Source organism: Sulfitobacter dubius, assembly GCF_027214245.1.
GTDB lineage: Bacteria > Pseudomonadota > Alphaproteobacteria > Rhodobacterales > Rhodobacteraceae > Sulfitobacter > Sulfitobacter dubius_A.
The window spans coordinates 533,874-551,050 of sequence record NZ_JAPWHM010000003.1; the positions used below are offsets into that span (position 1 = coordinate 533,874).

17 protein-coding genes are annotated in these 17,177 nt (G+C 63.1%); 2 read left to right on the forward strand and 15 right to left on the reverse strand.

From position 1 onward, the window contains the following. Window positions 1-60 precede the first annotated feature (60 nt). From murB to O4H31_RS09710, 8 genes are all read right to left on the reverse strand, one after another. Window positions 61-1,008, reverse strand: coding sequence for a UDP-N-acetylmuramate dehydrogenase (gene murB / locus O4H31_RS09675; RefSeq protein WP_419723592.1), 948 nt, complete (start codon window positions 1,006-1,008; stop codon window positions 61-63). A gap of 39 nt (window positions 1,009-1,047) precedes the next feature. Further along, complete coding sequence (locus tag O4H31_RS09680) at window positions 1,048-1,347, reverse strand: hypothetical protein (protein WP_067626773.1); 300 nt, start codon at window positions 1,345-1,347, stop codon at window positions 1,048-1,050. Then, a complete protein-coding gene (locus O4H31_RS09685; protein WP_067935497.1) occupies window positions 1,344-1,610 on the reverse strand; it encodes a DUF2484 family protein in 267 nt (88 codons plus the stop codon). Before O4H31_RS09685 ends, O4H31_RS09680 begins: the two co-directional genes overlap by 4 nt. Next, window positions 1,607-1,858 carry a DUF2484 family protein gene (locus O4H31_RS09690; RefSeq protein WP_269345210.1) on the reverse strand — a complete coding sequence of 84 codons (252 nt, stop codon included), beginning with the start codon at window positions 1,856-1,858 and terminating at the stop codon, window positions 1,607-1,609. The genes O4H31_RS09685 and O4H31_RS09690 overlap by 4 nt, the downstream gene beginning before the upstream one ends. Beyond that, window positions 1,855-3,273, reverse strand: coding sequence for a UDP-N-acetylmuramate--L-alanine ligase (gene murC, locus O4H31_RS09695; protein WP_269345211.1), 1,419 nt, complete (start codon window positions 3,271-3,273; stop codon window positions 1,855-1,857). Before murC ends, O4H31_RS09690 begins: the two co-directional genes overlap by 4 nt. Next, window positions 3,270-4,394 carry a UDP-N-acetylglucosamine--N-acetylmuramyl-(pentapeptide) pyrophosphoryl-undecaprenol N-acetylglucosamine transferase gene (locus tag O4H31_RS09700; protein WP_269345213.1) on the reverse strand — a complete coding sequence of 375 codons (1,125 nt, stop codon included), beginning with the start codon at window positions 4,392-4,394 and terminating at the stop codon, window positions 3,270-3,272. Before O4H31_RS09700 ends, murC begins: the two co-directional genes overlap by 4 nt. After that, the gene (ftsW, locus tag O4H31_RS09705) at window positions 4,394-5,560 is read right to left on the reverse strand and encodes a putative lipid II flippase FtsW (protein ID WP_067626783.1); all 1,167 of its coding nucleotides are present in this window, start codon (window positions 5,558-5,560) and stop codon (window positions 4,394-4,396) included. The genes O4H31_RS09700 and ftsW overlap by 1 nt, the downstream gene beginning before the upstream one ends. Window positions 5,561-5,745: 185 nt before the next feature. Next, complete coding sequence (locus O4H31_RS09710) at window positions 5,746-6,273, reverse strand: peroxiredoxin-like family protein (protein WP_269345215.1); 528 nt, start codon at window positions 6,271-6,273, stop codon at window positions 5,746-5,748. 111 nt (window positions 6,274-6,384) lie between these two features. On the opposite strand from O4H31_RS09710, the gene O4H31_RS09715 reads away from it, so the two are divergent. After that, entirely contained in the window at window positions 6,385-7,560 is a 1,176-nt protein-coding gene (locus tag O4H31_RS09715) for an NAD(P)/FAD-dependent oxidoreductase (protein WP_269345219.1), read from the forward strand. An 8-nt stretch (window positions 7,561-7,568) separates the two neighbouring features. On the opposite strand, the gene murD is transcribed toward O4H31_RS09715, so the two are convergent. Beyond that, entirely contained in the window at window positions 7,569-8,969 is a 1,401-nt protein-coding gene (gene murD, locus O4H31_RS09720) for a UDP-N-acetylmuramoyl-L-alanine--D-glutamate ligase (protein WP_269345220.1), read from the reverse strand. Between the two features lie 74 nt (window positions 8,970-9,043). Here murD and O4H31_RS09725 point away from each other — a divergent pair, with 74 nt between their 5' ends. Beyond that, window positions 9,044-9,970 (forward strand): glutaminase, encoded by a 927-nt coding sequence (locus O4H31_RS09725; protein ID WP_269345222.1) that lies wholly within the window; start codon window positions 9,044-9,046, stop codon window positions 9,968-9,970. Window position 9,971: 1 nt separating this feature from the next. Here the strand turns inward: O4H31_RS09725 and mraY are convergent, their stop codons facing one another. The 6 genes from mraY to rsmH are packed head-to-tail and all read right to left on the reverse strand — an operon-like array spanning window position 9,972 to window position 17,175. Then, entirely contained in the window at window positions 9,972-11,054 is a 1,083-nt protein-coding gene (gene mraY / locus O4H31_RS09730; protein WP_269345224.1) for a phospho-N-acetylmuramoyl-pentapeptide-transferase, read from the reverse strand. Window positions 11,055-11,093: 39 nt separating this feature from the next. Further along, window positions 11,094-12,527, reverse strand: coding sequence for a UDP-N-acetylmuramoyl-tripeptide--D-alanyl-D-alanine ligase (locus tag O4H31_RS09735; RefSeq protein ID WP_269345227.1), 1,434 nt, complete (start codon window positions 12,525-12,527; stop codon window positions 11,094-11,096). After that, complete coding sequence (locus O4H31_RS09740) at window positions 12,524-14,005, reverse strand: UDP-N-acetylmuramoyl-L-alanyl-D-glutamate--2,6-diaminopimelate ligase (RefSeq protein ID WP_269345229.1); 1,482 nt, start codon at window positions 14,003-14,005, stop codon at window positions 12,524-12,526. The genes O4H31_RS09735 and O4H31_RS09740 overlap by 4 nt, the downstream gene beginning before the upstream one ends. A gap of 12 nt (window positions 14,006-14,017) precedes the next feature. Beyond that, on the reverse strand, window positions 14,018-15,805 hold the full coding sequence (locus tag O4H31_RS09745) for a peptidoglycan D,D-transpeptidase FtsI family protein (protein WP_269345230.1): 1,788 nt from the start codon (window positions 15,803-15,805) through the stop codon (window positions 14,018-14,020). Next, the gene (gene ftsL / locus O4H31_RS09750) at window positions 15,802-16,188 is read right to left on the reverse strand and encodes a cell division protein FtsL (protein WP_067626801.1); all 387 of its coding nucleotides are present in this window, start codon (window positions 16,186-16,188) and stop codon (window positions 15,802-15,804) included. Before ftsL ends, O4H31_RS09745 begins: the two co-directional genes overlap by 4 nt. 3 nt (window positions 16,189-16,191) lie before the next feature. Further along, a complete protein-coding gene (gene rsmH, locus O4H31_RS09755) occupies window positions 16,192-17,175 on the reverse strand; it encodes a 16S rRNA (cytosine(1402)-N(4))-methyltransferase RsmH (RefSeq protein WP_269345231.1) in 984 nt (327 codons plus the stop codon). Window positions 17,176-17,177 lie beyond the last annotated feature (2 nt).

The window sequence follows — 17,177 nt, forward strand, 5'->3', positions numbered from 1 at the left end:
GTTTGCGGCCCCTATCATTGTTTTCTTTGCTTTGCCGTGACTTAGCTGATGCCCGACGGCTTAGCTTTGCGACACCGGATCACCCAATTTTTCACCGACGCGCTTAATTTCCCATTCTAGCCTTATACCGCTTGAAGCGTAAACCTTTTTTCGCACCTCTTCACCCAATGTCTCTAGATCATGGGCCGTGGCACTGCCGGTGTTGATGAGGAAATTGGAATGTTTCGGGCTCATCTGTGCGCCCCCCACAGTGGCCCCGCGCATCCCAGCGTCGTCGATCACCTTCCACGCCTTCAGGTCGTGTACATCATCCGCCTTCCCGGTCGAAGAGAACCCCGCCGGATTGCGAAAGGTCGACCCGGCGCTGCGGTCCTTGGTCGGCTGGCTTTCGTCGCGTTTGGCAAGCTGCTGTTCCATCCGGGCGTGCAACTCCTCAGGCTCCCCTTTGGGCGGCGCAAAGGTTGCCCCGATCAACACCGCACCGGGCGACAGATCGCTTTGTCGGTAACGGAAATTGAGGTCATCCGCCGTAAGGGTCACCACCTCGCCCGCGCGGGTCACGGCCTTGGCCGAGACGAAATGATCCGCCGTGTAGCTGCCATAACAGCCCGCGTTCATGCGCAAAGCCCCGCCGATGCTGCCGGGAATGGTGCGCAGAAAGGTCAGATCAAGCCCCGCATCCGCCGCCTTGCGCGCCACATGGGCATCCAGCGCCGCCGCCCCCGCAATCACCTGATCCCCGTCGATCTCAATCCCGTTAAAGCCGCGACCCAGCCGGATCACCACGGCCCGCAAGCCTCCGTCGCGCACGATCAGGTTGCTGCCCACCCCCATGGGGAAAACCGTGATGCCCTGCGGCAAGCGGCGCATGAAAAGACACAGGTCCTCCACATCCGCGGGTTGGAACAGATAATCCGCAGGGCCGCCAACGCGGAGCCATGTCAGGTCGCTCAGGGCGCGATTTGGGGTCAGCCTGCCGCGCAGGTCGGGGATATTCAGCGTCATCATGGCGCCGGACTTAGCGCATTTAACAGGCGGGGCAAACCATCAAGAAGACGGCGGATCGACGCGGCTCTCACGCCAGCGTTTCGCCACCCGCCCGGCGAGCCAGCCCAGACCGAAACCGCCCACCGCATAGAACAGCACCGAAAGCTGCGCCAATAGCGCATGAGGCTCAAACACCCGCGCATCCAGCCCGAAGACCATCCACGATGCGTTAAGCCCAAGGCCGACCGCCAGCACGATAAAGAACCACAACACACGGCCGCGATAACCGGTCCAGAGACAGGCGATCATCCAGATTGCAAAGACGGTCAGCAGCGCGGCAAGGGTCGGCGTCAGGGTCATTCCGCCGGGCCTTTGATCCGCCCTGCCCCTCGGCGCAGCCAGCGAATGAAATAGACCACTGGCCAGCGCAGCACCGAACAGCCCCCCGCCAGCACCAGCATGCCCAGCCATGGGCCGTGCTGCGCGGTGACGAATCCGACGATGGGGATGCCCACGGCGATCAGCAGATAGGCGCTGCGCCAGTGGAAATCCTTGCTTGGGGTCATGGCCAGAATATTGGCGATCACAAACCAAAAACAGGCGAGAACGAGAGACAAGCTCATTTCGGCAGCTCCGGTTTTTTACCCCGCAGCCGCGCCCAGAGATAACGCAGAGGATTGCGGAACATCGAAAGGAAAGCCAGCAGGGCCAAGAGCGCAAAGGCCCATGAATGCGTCACACCGATGGCGATGATCAGCACCGGTGCGGCGATCAGCAAAACCACCCCCGGCAGGTATTGAGAGCGCAGCGGCAGCATGGCCACGGTCACGGCGGCGAAGACCCAAAGGATCGACAGCCACACGAGGGTCACGCAGCGGCCTCCTTGGCCGCGCGCAGCGCCTCTGGCAGGTCATTGGCCCAGCCGCTGATCGTACCTGCCCCAAGGCAGACCACCATATCGCCCGGTCGCGCCTCGCGCAGAACCAATCGCGTCAGCGCCTCGGCATCCTCGACCGCATAGGCGTGGCGATGCCCGTGCTGGATCAGCCCGGCGACCAGCCCGTCGCGGTCGGCACCGGGAATCGGCTCCTCGCCCGCGGCATAGACATCGGCGATGCCCACTACATCAGCATCGTTGAAACAGGCGCAGAATTCGTCGAAGTGATGGCTCAGGCGCGAGTAGCGGTGCGGCTGGTGCACGGCGATCACCCGCCCCTTGCTGGCCTGCCGCGCGGCTTTAAGGACGGCGGTGATCTCAACCGGGTGGTGGCCATAGTCGTCGATGATGGTGACCCCATCCACTTCGCCCACGCGGGTAAAGCGGCGGTTCACCCCGCCAAAGCTGCCCAAGGCCGCGCGGATCTCTTCCAGCTTCATCCCAAGGTGCCGCGCCACGGTCACCGCCGCCAGCGCGTTCGAGACATTGTGATCGCCCGGCATTGGCAGGGCGCAGTCTTCGATGACCATGCCTTCGGATTGTAGATGCACGTCGAAATGCGCCACGCCGTCTTTGTAATGCAGTCCCACCGCGCGCACATCGGCCTGCGCGTTGAACCCATAGGTCATGACGCGGCGGTCGGTCAGCTTGCCCACCAGCGACTGCACTTCAGGGTGATCGGTGCAACAGACCGCGAGCCCGTAGAAGGGGATGTTGGAAACGAAGTTCAAAAACCCCTGCCGCAGCGTGTCGAAGTCGCCCCAATGCTCCATATGCTCTGGGTCGATATTGGTGACGATGGCAATGGTTGCGGGCAGCCGGTTGAAGGTGCCATCGCTCTCATCGGCTTCGACCACCATCCATTCGCCCTGTCCCATCCGCGCGTTGGAGCCATAGGCGTGGATGATCCCGCCGTTCACGACGGTCGGGTCGATGCCGCCCGCGACCAGCAGTTCGGCCACCAAGGTGGTGGTGGTGGTTTTGCCATGCGTTCCCGCCACGGCGATGTTGGACTTGAGCCGCATAAGCTCGGCCAGCATCTCGGCCCGGCGCACGACGGGCAGACCCCGGCGGCGGGCCTCGTCCAATTCTGCATTGCCCGGTTTGATCGCCGAAGAGATCACGACCACGGCCGCCCCTTCGACATTTTCAGCCGCTTGGCCTTCGAAGATGCGCCCGCCCAACTCAGCCAGCCGCACGGTGATCTTAGTGGTTTTCAAGTCCGACCCCTGCACCCTGTAGCCGTGGTTCAGCAGAACTTCGGCGATGCCGGACATGCCGATGCCGCCGATGCCGACGAAATGGATCGGGCCGACATCGGTCGGCAGTTTGGTGGCGGCGGCGTTCATTGGGGGGTTTCCTCTTCTGCGGGGGCCAGCGAGCCTTGGGCGGCAAGCTGTTCGACCATATCTGCCAATGTCTCGGCCGCGTCGGGTTTGCCGACCGACAGCGCGGCTCGCGCCATCTGCAACGCCCCATCGGGCATCTCAAGCACCGCGAGGATTTGGTCGGTCATGATTTCGGGGTTTGCCTTGCGTTCGGGCACCATGATCGCGGCCCCGGCATCGACCAGACCGCGGGCATTGGCGCTTTGGTGGTCACCTGCCGCAGCGGCAAAGGGGATCAGGATCGACGGACGCCCGATCACCGACAGGTCCGCCACGCTGGAGGCACCCGAGCGGCTGATCACCAGTTGCGCTTCGGACATGCGGCGGGGCACATCGTCAAAGAAGGGGCGCACATCGGCGCTGATGCCAGACTCGGCATAGTAATCCGCCACCCGCTGGCCGTCCTCGTCGCGGGCCTGATGGCTGACGCGGATGTTGCGGATCATGTTCATCGGCAAAGCGGCCAGCGCGGGCGGCACCACGTCCGACAGGATGCGCGCGCCTTGACTGCCGCCCATCACCAAAACTTCCATTGGATAATCCCCCGGCGGGATATAGGCGGCCCCGGCACGGTCCAGCACGGCGGCGCGCACAGGGTTGCCCACATGCCAGCCCTGCACGCCCTCGGGCAGCTTCGTGGGCCAGATGCCGCAGGCCACGGCGTGCACCCGCTTGGCAAAGATTTCGTTCACCCGGCCCAGAACACCGTTCTGCTCGTGGATCATGCGCGGCATCCGCAGCGCCCATGCAGCGCCAAGCGCGGGGATCGACGGGTAGCCACCAAAGCCCACCACGACCGAAGGCCGGTCGCGCAGCATATTCAGCCCCGAGCGGACCACACCGGCCGCAATGCGGAACGGCACCAGCGCCTTGGCCACCACGCCGCCCCGGGCGAAAGTGGCGCTGCTGATCTGGCTGATCTCAACTGCTTCGGGAAAGCCACTGGTATAGCGCGCGCCGCGGGCATCGGTGCTGAGCTTCACCCGCCAGCCGCGTTTCAGCATTACCTCGGCCAAGGCCTGCGCCGGAAACATATGCCCACCGGTCCCCCCGGCGGCGATGATCAGCAGTGGGGCGGCCATCAGCGGCGGCCCCGGCCCAGAATGTCGCTGATCTCACCCTGCGGGCGCGAGCGGGTAAAGGCAAGGAGCATGCCCACGGCAATGCCGCTGGCGATCACCGAAGAGCCACCATAGCTCACGAAGGGCAGGGTCATGCCCTTGGCGGGCAAAAGCCGCACTGCCACACCCATGTTAATCATCGCCTGTACTCCGAATGTGCAGGCCAGCCCGGTTCCGGCCAGCCGGATGAAGGGGTCACGCTCGCGCACCAACCGCAGCAGCGAACGGACGACCACAACAGTATATAGGGCGATGATGCAGACGACCATGATAAGGCCGTATTCCTCGGCAGCGACGGCGATGATAAAATCGGTATGCGCGTCGGGCAGCGACCATTTCACCTCGCCCTCGCCCACGCCCACACCAAACAGCCCGCCTTCGCGGATGGCATTGGTGGCATAGCCAAGCTGGGTTGTCGGATCGACATCAACGCTGAGAAAGCCGTCGATACGCCGCGCGAAGTGTTCGGAGTTGGAGTAGGCGAAGGTGCCCGCCAGAACCACCAGCCCCGCCATGCCGACCAGCAGCACCATAGGCGCGCCGGCCACGAAATACATCACGCCCCAGCCAAAGAGCACAAGACAGGCCTGCCCAAAGTCAGGCTGCATCGCCAGCATGAGCACAATGGAGATACACAGCGCAAAAGACCAAGATTTACCCGGAGGGCCGTTGATCTCGGTTGCGGCGGCCATCATCCATGCGGCGGCCACCATAAAACCGGGTTTCAGAAATTCAGACGGCTGGAACGAGGCGAACCCCAGCGAATACCAGCGTGTCGCCCCCTTGCCAAAGTCGGTGCCGAAAAAGGGCAGCAGCGCCAGCGCCACGAATGAAAGAACAAACCCCAGCACCGCCAAACGCCGCACCAGCGTCGGCGACATCATCGAGGTCAGCAGCATCGCCACCAGCGCCAATCCGCCAAAGAACGCCTGCCGCTGCACATAGTGAAAGGCATCAAAGCCGTTTTTCGCCGCCAAGGGCGGTGAGGCGGCGAGCCCCAAAAGCATGCCGACAGCAAACAGGATCAACACGCAGGACAAAGCCCAGCGGTCGACCGTACGCCACCATTTTGGAAGGATCGGTTCACCATCCCGTACCGGGACCGCGCCATAGACCATCTCTGTCATGGGTATCTGCCTTAACTGCCTCAACGGCCCCTTTGCGGGGTCTCATTCGGGCAGAATAGCCCGAATTTCGACATGAAGCTAGTGCATTTCACCCCGCAAAGGCCGGCGGGGCAAGCGGGGCCGTGCAAGGCCCCGCCGCCGGGCGGTCTGGTCGCCCTATGAGGTCGTCGCCTGTGGGCGCCCTATCAGGCGGCCTTGTGGGTGCCACGCACCGGGTAGCCTTTGTCGCGAACGAACTTGAGACCATTCAACAGCCCCTCCAACTCGGGCCGCGCGAAGGGCGCATTGGAGATGTCGACGATCTGCAGCTTGCCTTCACCATTGATGACAAAGGTGGCCGGTTCGGCGAAGGGCCGGTCGGTCTCCTGCGGGCTGCGCGGATCGGAGATGTAGAGGCCAAGATCGGCCATCTGTTCGAGGCTCAGATCATAGCCGATGGGTAGGGTCAGGCTGTCTTCCTCGGCCATGGATTTTGCCTTTTCCTCGGGGTCACCCGAAACGGCGATCACGTCCACACCGATCTCATGGAACTGGCTTTGCAGCTTTTCCAACTGGGCGAGGTACTTTTTGCAGATCGGGCAGTGCAGGCCACGATAGACCACCACCAATTGCCAATCGCGCCCCTCTTGCGGTTGGCCCAAGGTCAGCGTGCCGCCGCCGAGTTTGGCCACATCCATCTTCGGGAAATCTTGTTCTGCGGTCAATTTGGTCATTCTCTGCTCCTGTTACATTTGCGTCTGCTCCCCAACTATGACGCATCAGTGATCGGGCAACCGCTGTCACGTCTTCTTGACCGGGCCTGCGCATTCGGGCAGAGCGCGCCCATGCAAGTTGATACAGCCATCATCGGAGCCGGAGCCGCAGGCATGATGTGCGCGGCCCACGCGGGCGGGCGCGTGTTGGTGGTGGACCATGCCAAAGCGCCGGGCGAGAAAATTCGCATCTCGGGCGGTGGGCGGTGCAATTTCACCAATATGTATTGCGAGCCGCAGGCATTTCTCAGCCGGAACCCGCATTTCGCCAAATCCGCGCTGGCACGCTACACGCAATGGGATTTCATCGAACTGGTCGATCGCCACGGCATCGCGTGGCATGAGAAAACGCTGGGCCAACTCTTCTGCGATACCAGCGCGAAAGAGATCATCGCCATGCTGCGCGGGCTAATGCAAAAGGCCGGAGTCGATCTGCAATTGCAGAGCAGCGCCAGCAATCTTGCAAAGGCCGATGGCCACTTCACCTTCGACCTGCAAACGCCTGATCGGACTGTAAAAGTCACCGCACGTAACCTAGTAAACGCCACCGGCGGCAAGTCGATCCCCAAGATGGGCGCGACCGGCATCGCCTATGACATCGCGCGTCAGTTCGGCCTGAAGGTGACCGATACACGCGCCGGTCTGGTGCCTTTCACCTTTGCCGAAGGCCGCTTTGCACCGCTGGCCGGTGTGGCCACCCCTGCCCGTATCACCGCTGGGACCACCGGCTTTGACGAGGCGCTGCTGTTCACTCACCGTGGCCTCTCTGGCCCCGCGGTTTTGCAAGCATCATCCTACTGGCAGGCGGGCGAAGCGATCACCGTGAACCTCGCGCCTGAGGGCACCCTTCTAAGCGCATTGCGCGACCAGCGGCAGCAGTCCGGGCGGCGTAACTTTACCACCATCCTCGCGCAGCACCTGCCCGCGCGGCTGGTGGAGTATTTGGGGCAAGAGTTCGATCTCTCGGGCAACCTCGCTGATTGGTCGGACGCTCGGCTGACCACCTTCGTCGAAGCGCTACAGAACTGGCAATTGCACCCCTCCGGGACCGAAGGCTACCGCACGGCGGAGGTGACCCTTGGCGGTGTGGACACCGACGCGCTCTCATCCAAGACCATGGCGGCGAAAGAGGTGCCCGGGCTTTATTTCATCGGTGAAGCTGTGGACGTGACCGGCTGGCTCGGCGGGTATAACTTCCAGTGGGCGTGGTCGTCGGGCATGGCGGCGGCGCGGGCGATTGGCAGCTAGGCCCCGCCCTACTCCGCCAAAACCTTCTGCACCTGCGCCACGAAATCCTCACCACGCCGTTCGAAATTGTCATATTGATCGAAACTCGCCGCTGCCGGAGCAAGCAGGACGACATCGCCCTCTTCCGCCTCCGCCGCCGCCCGCGCCACGGCTTTCTCCATCGTGCCGCAGACTTCGGCTTCGGTCGTCAACTGCATGGCGAAATGCGCGGCCTCGCGGCCAATAACATAGGCCTTGCGTACTGACCCTTGGGCCTCCGCCAGGCCTTTCAGCCCGCCTTCCTTCTCCAACCCGCCGCAGATCCAGCGGATGTTGCGGAAAGCGGCCAGCGCTTTGGCTGCGCTGTCGACGTTGGTGGCTTTGCTGTCGTTGACATAGCGCACGCCATTCGCTTCGGCCACGGTCTGGCTGCGGTGCGGCAAGCCGCCGAAACTGTGAAACGCCGCCTCAATCACCCGCGGGGCAAGGCCAAGCGCACGGCAGGCGGCATAGGCCGCACAGGCGTTCTGATGGTTATGCGCGCCCGGCAGCCCCTGAATGCTGCGCAGATCAATCGAGCCCACCTGTTTGCCGCGGCGGTATTCACTCAAAAACCCTTTTTTGGCAAAGACCTGCCAGCCGGGGCCAGAGAGTTTGGTCTCCGCACTGATGCGGATCACCCGGTCATCGCTTGGTCCCTCGCTCATCTGCCCGGCGAGGAAACGGCCCTCGGCCTCGTCCACTCCGATCACCGCGCGGTCTGGCCCGCCTTCTGAGAACAGCCGACGTTTCGCCGCGTAGTAGCCGCCCATGCCCGCGTGCCGGTCCAGATGATCGGGGCTGAGATTGGTAAAGACCGCCACATCCGGCGTTAGCGCGCGGGCCAGTTCGGTCTGATAGCTGCTGAGTTCCAGCACCACGACCTCGCCATCCACGGCAGGGTCGAGGTCCAAGACCCCGCGCCCGATATTGCCCGCCAGTTGGCAGGGCCGCCCGACATGCTCCAGAATATGGTGGATCAGCGCCGAGGTGGTGGATTTGCCGTTCGAGCCGGTCACCGCCACGACGCGCGGCGCGACATCGTAGTGATCCCATGCCAGCGTGGCGAAGCTTTGGAAAAACAGGCCGATGTCATTGTCCACCGGCACGCCTGCGTCGAGGGCAGCGGCAACCACCGGGTTCGGCGCGGGGTAGAGATGCGGAATGCCGGGGCTGACGATCAGCCGGGTGATCTTGTCGAGCGCGCCGGGGCTGTTGAGGTCAACACAGGCAAACCCCTCCCGCTCGGCCCGTGCGCGTGCTGCGGGGTCATCGTCCCAGCAACTGACCTTCGCCCCGCCCGCCTGCAATGCGCGTGCCGCGCTCAGGCCAGAGCGGCCCAATCCCAGCACCGCCACGCGCGCGCCTTCCAAGCCCTGTACTGGAATCATCTGCAATCCCCTGATACCCGTTGACCCCAGAATGGGGGCATGATGCGCCTATCACAAGCCAGAGGCCGCCAAAGATGTCCAGCCCCGCGAAACCCGACCTTGCCGATGTGTTGCCGCGCCTCAATGACATGATGCGCGAAGACGACCATTGGGGGGATGTGGCGGCTTATATTCCACAACTGGCGAAGGTGGACCCGGCACAGTTCGGCATCGCGGTGGTGACGGCGGATGGCCAATGCCATGTGGCGGGCGATACGCAGGTGCCGTTCTCGGTGCAGTCGATCACCAAGGTCTTCACACTTGCCATCGCCCTTGGCCGGTCGGGCGATCAACTTTGGCACCGCGTGGGGCGCGAGCCTTCGGGGCGGGCGTTCAATTCCATCGTCCAGCTTGAGCAGGAACAGGGCCGCCCGCGCAATCCCTTCATCAACGCAGGCGCGATCGTCACCACGGATGAAGTCTTGGGCAACCGCGAGCCGCGCGAAGCACTGGCCGAGATCATGCGCTTCGTGCGCGAGGCTGCGGGCACGGACGACATCCACATCAACGACACTGTCGCGGCGTCAGAGACCGACTTCGGCCACCGCAATTTCGCGCTGGCGCATTTTCTAAAATCCTATGGCAACCTCATCAACGCGCCGGAGCGGACGCTCGGCACCTATTTCCACCACTGCGCGATGGAGATGACGGTGGAGCAACTTGCCATGGCGGGCCGCTTCCTGATCGAAGCGCCTGACGTGCCGCGCCTCGTGGCCCCGAGCCGTATCCGACGCTTGAACGCGCTGATGCTGACCTGTGGGCATTACGATGGGTCGGGCGATTTCGCCTACCGCGTGGGTCTGCCGGGCAAATCCGGCGTGGGCGGCGGCATCCTCGCCATCGTCCCGGGGCGGGCCAGCATCGCGGTCTGGTCACCGGGGTTGAACCGTTATGGCAACAGCCAAAAGGGCACCGAAGCATTGGCCCTTTTGGCACGTCACATGGATTGGTCGATCTTCTAGTTTAGCGCACCTTCAGCGTCGCAAGACCCAAAAGCGCGAGGATCAGCGAGATGATCCAGAAGCGGATCACAATCTGAGGCTCGGCCCAGCCCTTTTTCTCATAGTGGTGGTGGATCGGCGCCATCAGGAAGACCCGTTTGCCGGTGCGTTTGAAGTAAAGCACCTGCACGATGACCGACAGCGCCTCGACCACGAAAAGCCCGCCGACAACCGCCAACACCAGCTCGTGTTTCGTCGCCACGGCAATCGCACCCAAAGCGCCGCCGAGTGCCAAGGAGCCGGTGTCGCCCATGAAGACGGCGGCGGGCGGGGCGTTGTACCACAGGAAGCCAAGGCCACCGCCAAAGAGACCGGCGGTGAAGATCAGGATTTCCCCGGTGCCCGGCACGTAATGCACATCAAGGTAATCGGTAAAGTCGACCCGGCCCACGGCATAGGCGATGACGCCAAGCGCACCGGCGGCGATCATCACCGGCATAATGGCCAGACCATCCAAACCGTCGGTAAGGTTCACCGCATTGGCCGAGCCGACGATGACGATAATCGCGAAGGGCACAAACAGCACGCCGAGGTTGATGAGCGTGTCTTTGAAGACCGGCAGGGCAAGTTGGTATTGCAACTCTGCCGGATGGTATTGCGCGGCCCAGTAGCCGGCGATGCCCGCGATAAGAAAGCCCAGCAAAAGCCTCACCTTACCCGGTACGCCATCGGTGTTTTGCTTGCTGACCTTGGCGTGGTCGTCGGCATAGCCGATGGCGGCAAAGCTCATCGTGACGAACAGTACGAGCCAGACGAAAGGATTGTCGAGCCGCGCCCAAAGCAGGGTCGAGGTCAACAAAGCCCCCACGATCAGCAGCCCGCCCATGGTGGGTGTACCCGCCTTGGCAAAATGCCCCTCGGGGCCGTCATTGCGGATCGGCTGGCCTTTGCCCTGCCGTTTGCGCAGCACTTCGATCAGCGGTTTGCCGAAGAGGAAACCAAATACCAATGCCGTCAGAAACGCCCCGCCCGCGCGGAAAGTGATATAGCGAAACAGGTTAAAAAAATCGCCGCCATCCGACAGCAGCGTCAACCAATAGAGCATATATCGCGTCCTAACTCATCATGTGGGGTGAATCGCCGATCAGGCGGTCGGGACCGGATGGCCCATTTTGCGGATGGCGTCAACAATACCGCCCAGCTTCATCGAAAGCGACCCTTTGATCAGCACGACGTCGCCGGAATCGAGCCGACTGCGGAGACCTTGCAACATCTCTTCGGCGGTTTCCGTCCAATCGCCACGCTGGTGTTCAGGCAGGTTGTCGTAGAAGGCTTTCATCAATGGGCCGACGCAATGCACCACGTCAAGCGCGCGGGTGGCCTCAAGATCGGCCAGCCCCGCGTGCAACGCCAATGCCTCGGGGCCGAGCTCTTTCATATCGCCGACAAAGGCGATCCGCCGCCCCTTGCTGACACGGCCAATGTCATGGGTCACTTCCGAGGCCGCCAGCACTTCAAGTGCTGCGGCCATGGAGGTCGGGTTAGCGTTATAGCTGTCGTCGATTAACTCCAGCGCCAAATGGGTATCCACGGGGTCCAGTTGGATGCGCTCACGCACCCCGCGTCCGGCATAGGGCGACCAGCGGCCCAGCGATTGCACCGCCAGCGCCCGATCCGCGCCAAGCGCTTCGGCCAGTGCCAGCGCGCCAAGCGCGTTCATCGCAAAATGCCGCCCCGGTGTGTCAATCTTGAAGATCAGCGGCGCGCCTTCGACCTCGGCTTGAGCCACGGTGGCATCGCCCTGCACTTTGACCTCGCCGAGCTTGTAGTGATGGCCCGCTTGACCAAAGGTGGTCTCGCGCAGGCCCCGTTCCAGCGCCTTGTCGAGCACGATATCGCTGTGGTCGTGGTCGGCGTTAATCACCGCCACGCCGCCCGGTTCCATGCCGTCAAAGATGCTGGCCTTTTCCACCGCGATGGCGGCGACATCCTTGAAGGCTTCGAGGTGGACGGCGGCGACATTGGTCACCATCGCCGCGTCGGGCCGCGCCTGTTTGGCGAGGGGGGCAATTTCTCCGGGGTGGTTCATGCCAATTTCGATCACCGCATAATCAGTGTCGCGCGGCATCCGCGCCAGTGTTAGCGGCACGCCCCAGTGGTTGTTGTAGCTGTCGACGCTGGCATGTGCCCTGCCCTGATCGCCGAAGATCGCCAGCAGCATTTCCTTGGTCGAGGTTTTGCCGACGCTGCCCGTCACCGCCGCGACCTTGGCCTGCGGACCCAGACGCGCGCGACCTGCCCGGCCCAACGCCTCAAGCGCGGTCTGTACGTCTTCGACGATTAACAGCGGCGCATCCTCGGCGACGCCTTCGGGCAGATGGGTCACGAGCGCGGCAGCCGCCCCTTTGTCAAGCGCTTGGGCCACAAATTCATGCCCATCCCGCGCGGCCTTGAGGGCCACGAAGAGATCGCCGGGCTGCAAGGTCCGCGTGTCAATCGACACACCGTTGCAGGCCCAATCGCCCTGCGTGCGGCCCCCCGTGGCTTCCGCCGCTTCTGTCGCTGTCCAAAGGCTCATGCCAATCTCCCGTCCAGTGCCGCCACGGCCACGCTGGCCTGTTCCACATCGTCGAAAGGCAGCACGTCATCGCCAACGGTCTGCCCGGTCTCATGGCCCTTGCCCGCGATGAGCAGCGCGTCGCCCGGCTCCAAGGCATCGACCCCGCGCAGGATGGCTTCGGCGCGGTCGCCGACCTCCATCGCATCGGGCGCGCCGTCCAGTACAGCGGCGCGGATGCTGGCCGGATCTTCACTGCGCGGGTTGTCGTCGGTCACGATCACCATATCCGCATTTTCTGCCGCTGCCTGCCCCATCAAGGGGCGCTTGGCCCGGTCTCGGTCCCCGCCCGCGCCAACGATGGCAACGAGCCGGCCCATCACATGCGGGCGCATGGCGGCGAGTGCGGTGGCCACGGCATCGGGCGTATGGGCGTAATCGACAAACACCGCCGCACCATTGTCGCGGGTGGCGGCAAGCTGCATCCGGCCTCGGACGGTTGTGAGATGCGGCAGCGTGTCGAAGACCTCTTGCGGATCGGCACCGCAGGCGATGACGAGCCCTGCGGCCAGCAAAACGTTATCACCCTGAAAGCCGCCGATCAGGTTGAGCCGTTTTTGGTAGGTCTTGCCGCGCCATGTGAACCGCAGGTCTTGCCCGGTTGCGTCGAAACGCTGGCCCTGCAAATGCATATCGCCCCCGTCCCGGCCCACGGTGATGACCTCACAGCCACGCGCGCGGGCAATGGCGGCGATGTCGACGCCCTTTTCGTCGTCAATATTGACCACCGCCGTGCCGTCTTCGGGCAGGACACGGGCGAAAAGCGCGGCCTTGGCGGCGAAATAGGCCTCGAATGTTTCGTGATAATCAAGGTGGTCTTGGGTGAAGTTGGTGAACCCCGCCGCCTTAAGTGTCACCCCATCCAGCCGCCGCTGGTCGAGCCCGTGGCTGGAGGCTTCCATGGCCGCGTGGGTGATGCCGTTTCCGGCGGCCTCAGCCAAAGTGCGGTGCAGGGTGATCGGCTCCGGCGTGGTATGGGCCAAGGGCGCGGCCCATGCGCCCTCAACCCCGGTGGTGCCAAGGTTCACGGCAGGCAATCCCATCTCAATCCAAATCTGGCGCACGAAGGTCGAGACCGAGGTTTTGCCGTTGGTGCCGGTCACGGCGATCATTGTGGCGGGCTGGCCACCGAACCACAGCGCCGCCGTCCGCGCCAGCGCTTCACGCGGCGAGTCGGAGACCACCAGCGCCCCATCAGAGCCCGGCAATTCCTCGGCGGCGAGTTTCGCCCCTGCCGCGTCGGTCAGCACCGCCGCCGCGCCCATGCGCAGGGCATATTGGATGAACTCTGCCCCATGCACGCGGCTGCCCGGCATGGCGGCGAAGAGCGTGCCCTTGCGCACCTCGCGGCTGTCGACTGCGATCCCGGTGATCATGGGGTTGGCCCCCGCCCGCGCGGTCAGCCCGAGGGAGGAAAGGGGTACGGCCCGGTCGGTCATAGAGATGTCTTTTCAGTTGCTGCTGGTCAGCGTTAGCACAGCGTCGTTCACCGGTTCAACAGCCGGGCGCAGGCCCAGCAATGGTGCGATGCGGCGGACCATTTCAGCGGCCACGGGCACGGCTGTCCAACCCGCCGTGCGGCGCGGTTTCGGGCCAGAGGTTTCCACCGGTTCGTCCAGCGTGACGATCAGCACATATTTGGGGTCATCGATGGGGAAGATGCTGGCGAAAGTGTTGATCACCTTGTCCTCGTAATATCCCCCCGTGGGTTTGGGTTTGTCAGCCGTGCCGGTCTTGCCTGCGATTTGATAGCCGGGCACTTCGGCAAAGCTGGCCGTGCCATCGGTGACAACTTTGCGCAGCATCATCCGCGCTTGTGCTGCGGTCTCTTCCGACATGACGCGGGGGCCGAGTTGGGGGGCGGATTGTTTCAGCAGTGTCGGCTTCACCACGCGCCCGCCATTGGCGATGGCGGCATAGCCCGCGGCAAGGTGCATCGGTGTGCTCGACAGTCCATGACCATAGGAGATCGTGACGCTCGACAGTTCGGTCCAGCGGCTTGGAAGCAATGGCTTCCCGCCCGAAGCTTCGACGATCTCGAAGGGGGTAGGCTCAAAGAAACCGAGGCTTTTCAGAAATTCTTGCTGGCGCTCAATGCCGATCTCCAGCGCCATGCGGCCTGTGCCCCGGTTCGAAGAATGCACGATGATGTCGGCGACGCTCAGCTTGCCGTAGTTCTTGTTACGGAACTCACCGATGCGGAAGCCACCAACCTTCATCGGGCCAGAGGTGTCGATGATCGTGTCGGCGTTGAACAGGCCCAATTCCACCGCCTGAGCTGCGGCAAAGATTTTGAAGGTCGAGCCGAGTTCATAGACCCCCTGCACCGACCGGTTGAACAGCGGGCTGTCAGACGCATCGCCTTGGGTCAGCGGACGGGGGCGGTTGTTGGGGTCGAAATCAGGCAGCGACGCGACAGAGATCACTTCGCCGGTGTGCACATCCATCAGAATGCTGGTGGCACCCTTGGCGTTCATCAGCTTCATGCCGCCATAGAGCACCCGCTCAGATGCCGCCTGCACGGTCAGATCCAGCGACAACTCCAGCGGTTTCGCGCCATTGGCCGGGTCGCGCAGGTAGTCGTCGAAATATTTCTCGGCCCCTGCGACGCCAATCACTTCGGCGGCGTGGACGCCTTCCTTGCCATAGCTCGCCCCGCCCAGCACATGTGCCGCCAGTGAGCCGTTGGGATAAAGGCGCATGTCGCGCGGTGCAAACAACAAGCCCGGATCGCCGATATCATGCACGGCCTGCATCTGCTCTGGGCTGATTTTCTTTTTGATCCACAGGAACTTACGCTTTCCTGTGAAATCTTTGATCAGGCGCTCTTCTTTCAGGTCGGGAAAGATTTTGACCAGCTTTTTCGCGGCCACTTCGGGGTCGATCAAATGGCGTGGCTGCGCGTAGAGCGCGTGGGTCTCAAAGTTCGTCGCCAGCAGGTTGCCGTTGCGGTCTGTGATGTCGGCGCGGGAGGCCGAGATCACAGCCCCCGGCGCATGGCCGCGCGGCTCGGAAGGCTCTGACATCGCCAGCAGACCCATGCGCCCGCCGATCACGGTGAAGGCACAGAGGAAACAGACGCCAAGGACCAACAGCCGCCCCTCGGCGCGCATCCGGGCCTTGTCGCGCATCTGCTCATGGCGGATGCGCTTGTTCTCACGCTCGATCGCATCGGGATTTTCGCCCTTTTCACGGGCATCAAGAATACGGGCCAGAGGGCGAAGCGGGGTGCGGATCATTCAAAGTCCTCCTCGGACTCATCCGCGCCGGTGAGCGCGTCGTAATTCATGGTCGAGACATCCACAGGATCGGTGATCGGCAGCAGTTCAGACGGCGGCTGCGGATAGGCGACCTGATCGACCTGACCGAACTGGCCGGGATGCAGTGGCAACAGGCCGAGGCGGTCAAAGTTCAGGTCGGCCAGATCGCGCAACCGGTCGGGGCGGTTTTGGAACGCCCATTCGGCGCGCAGGACAGCCAGACGGGCATGGGTGGCGCGGATATTGGCATGCAGCCTGTCAGCATCGCTCAATGCCTGCTGGGTCGCGTAATTCTCGCGGTACGCCCAGAAGGCCAGTCCAACCACGGCAATGGTGGTGAGGATATACATCACCGTGCGCATCTCTCAGATCCCCTTGACCATCGGCATGCCGATGGATTTCGCGTCAATCTCGCCACTGGGCGCATCGGTGCGCGTGGCGACCCGTAGCTTGGCCGAGCGGCTGCGCGGGTTTTCGTCCAATTCCTGCGCATCAGGTCCGATAGCCTTGCGCGATTTCAGTGTAAACTGCGGCGCTTCCTGTTCCAGCGCAGGGGCGAAGCGGTTGGCATTACCCCCGGCCCCTGCCCGCGCGGTGAGGAAGCGTTTGACCATGCGATCCTCGACCGAATGGAAGGTCACCACGGCCAGTTTGCCGCCCGGCTTCAACGCCCGTTCTGCAGCCATAAGACCTTGAAACAACTCGCCGTATTCATTGTTCACCGCGATGCGCAGCGCCTGAAAACTACGCGTGGCCGGGTGGCTTTGACCAGGCTTCGAGCGCGGCAAACAGCCTTCGACCAGCTTGGCCAATTCCAACGTAGTGGTGATCGGCGCATCTTCCCGTGCGCGGATAATCGCCTTGGCGATCCGGCGAGAGGCGCGTTCTTCGCCGTATTGGAACAGGATATTGGCGATAACCTCTTCCTCGGCCTCATTGACCAGATCGGCTGCCGAGGGGCCGTCTTGGCTCATCCGCATGTCGAGCGGGCCGTCCTTCATAAAGGAAAAGCCGCGTTCGGCCTGATCAAGCTGCATCGAAGAAACGCCGAGGTCCAGCACCACCCCATCAAGGTCTTGGGCATATTCATCCATACGCGAGAAGACGCCTTGCTGCATGGTGATGCGGTCGCCGTAGTCGCCCGCCCATTCTGCCGCCATTTCAAAGGCGAGCGAATCACGGTCCACCGCGATCACACGCGCGGCGCCGGCTTCTAGAAAACCACGGGTGTAGCCGCCCGCACCAAAAGTACCGTCAAGCCAGACCCCTTCCACGGGCGCCACGGCGCTTAGGATAGGACGCAGCAGAACGGGGGTGTGAGGGGCGGAAGGGTCAGAGGCAGCAACCATTC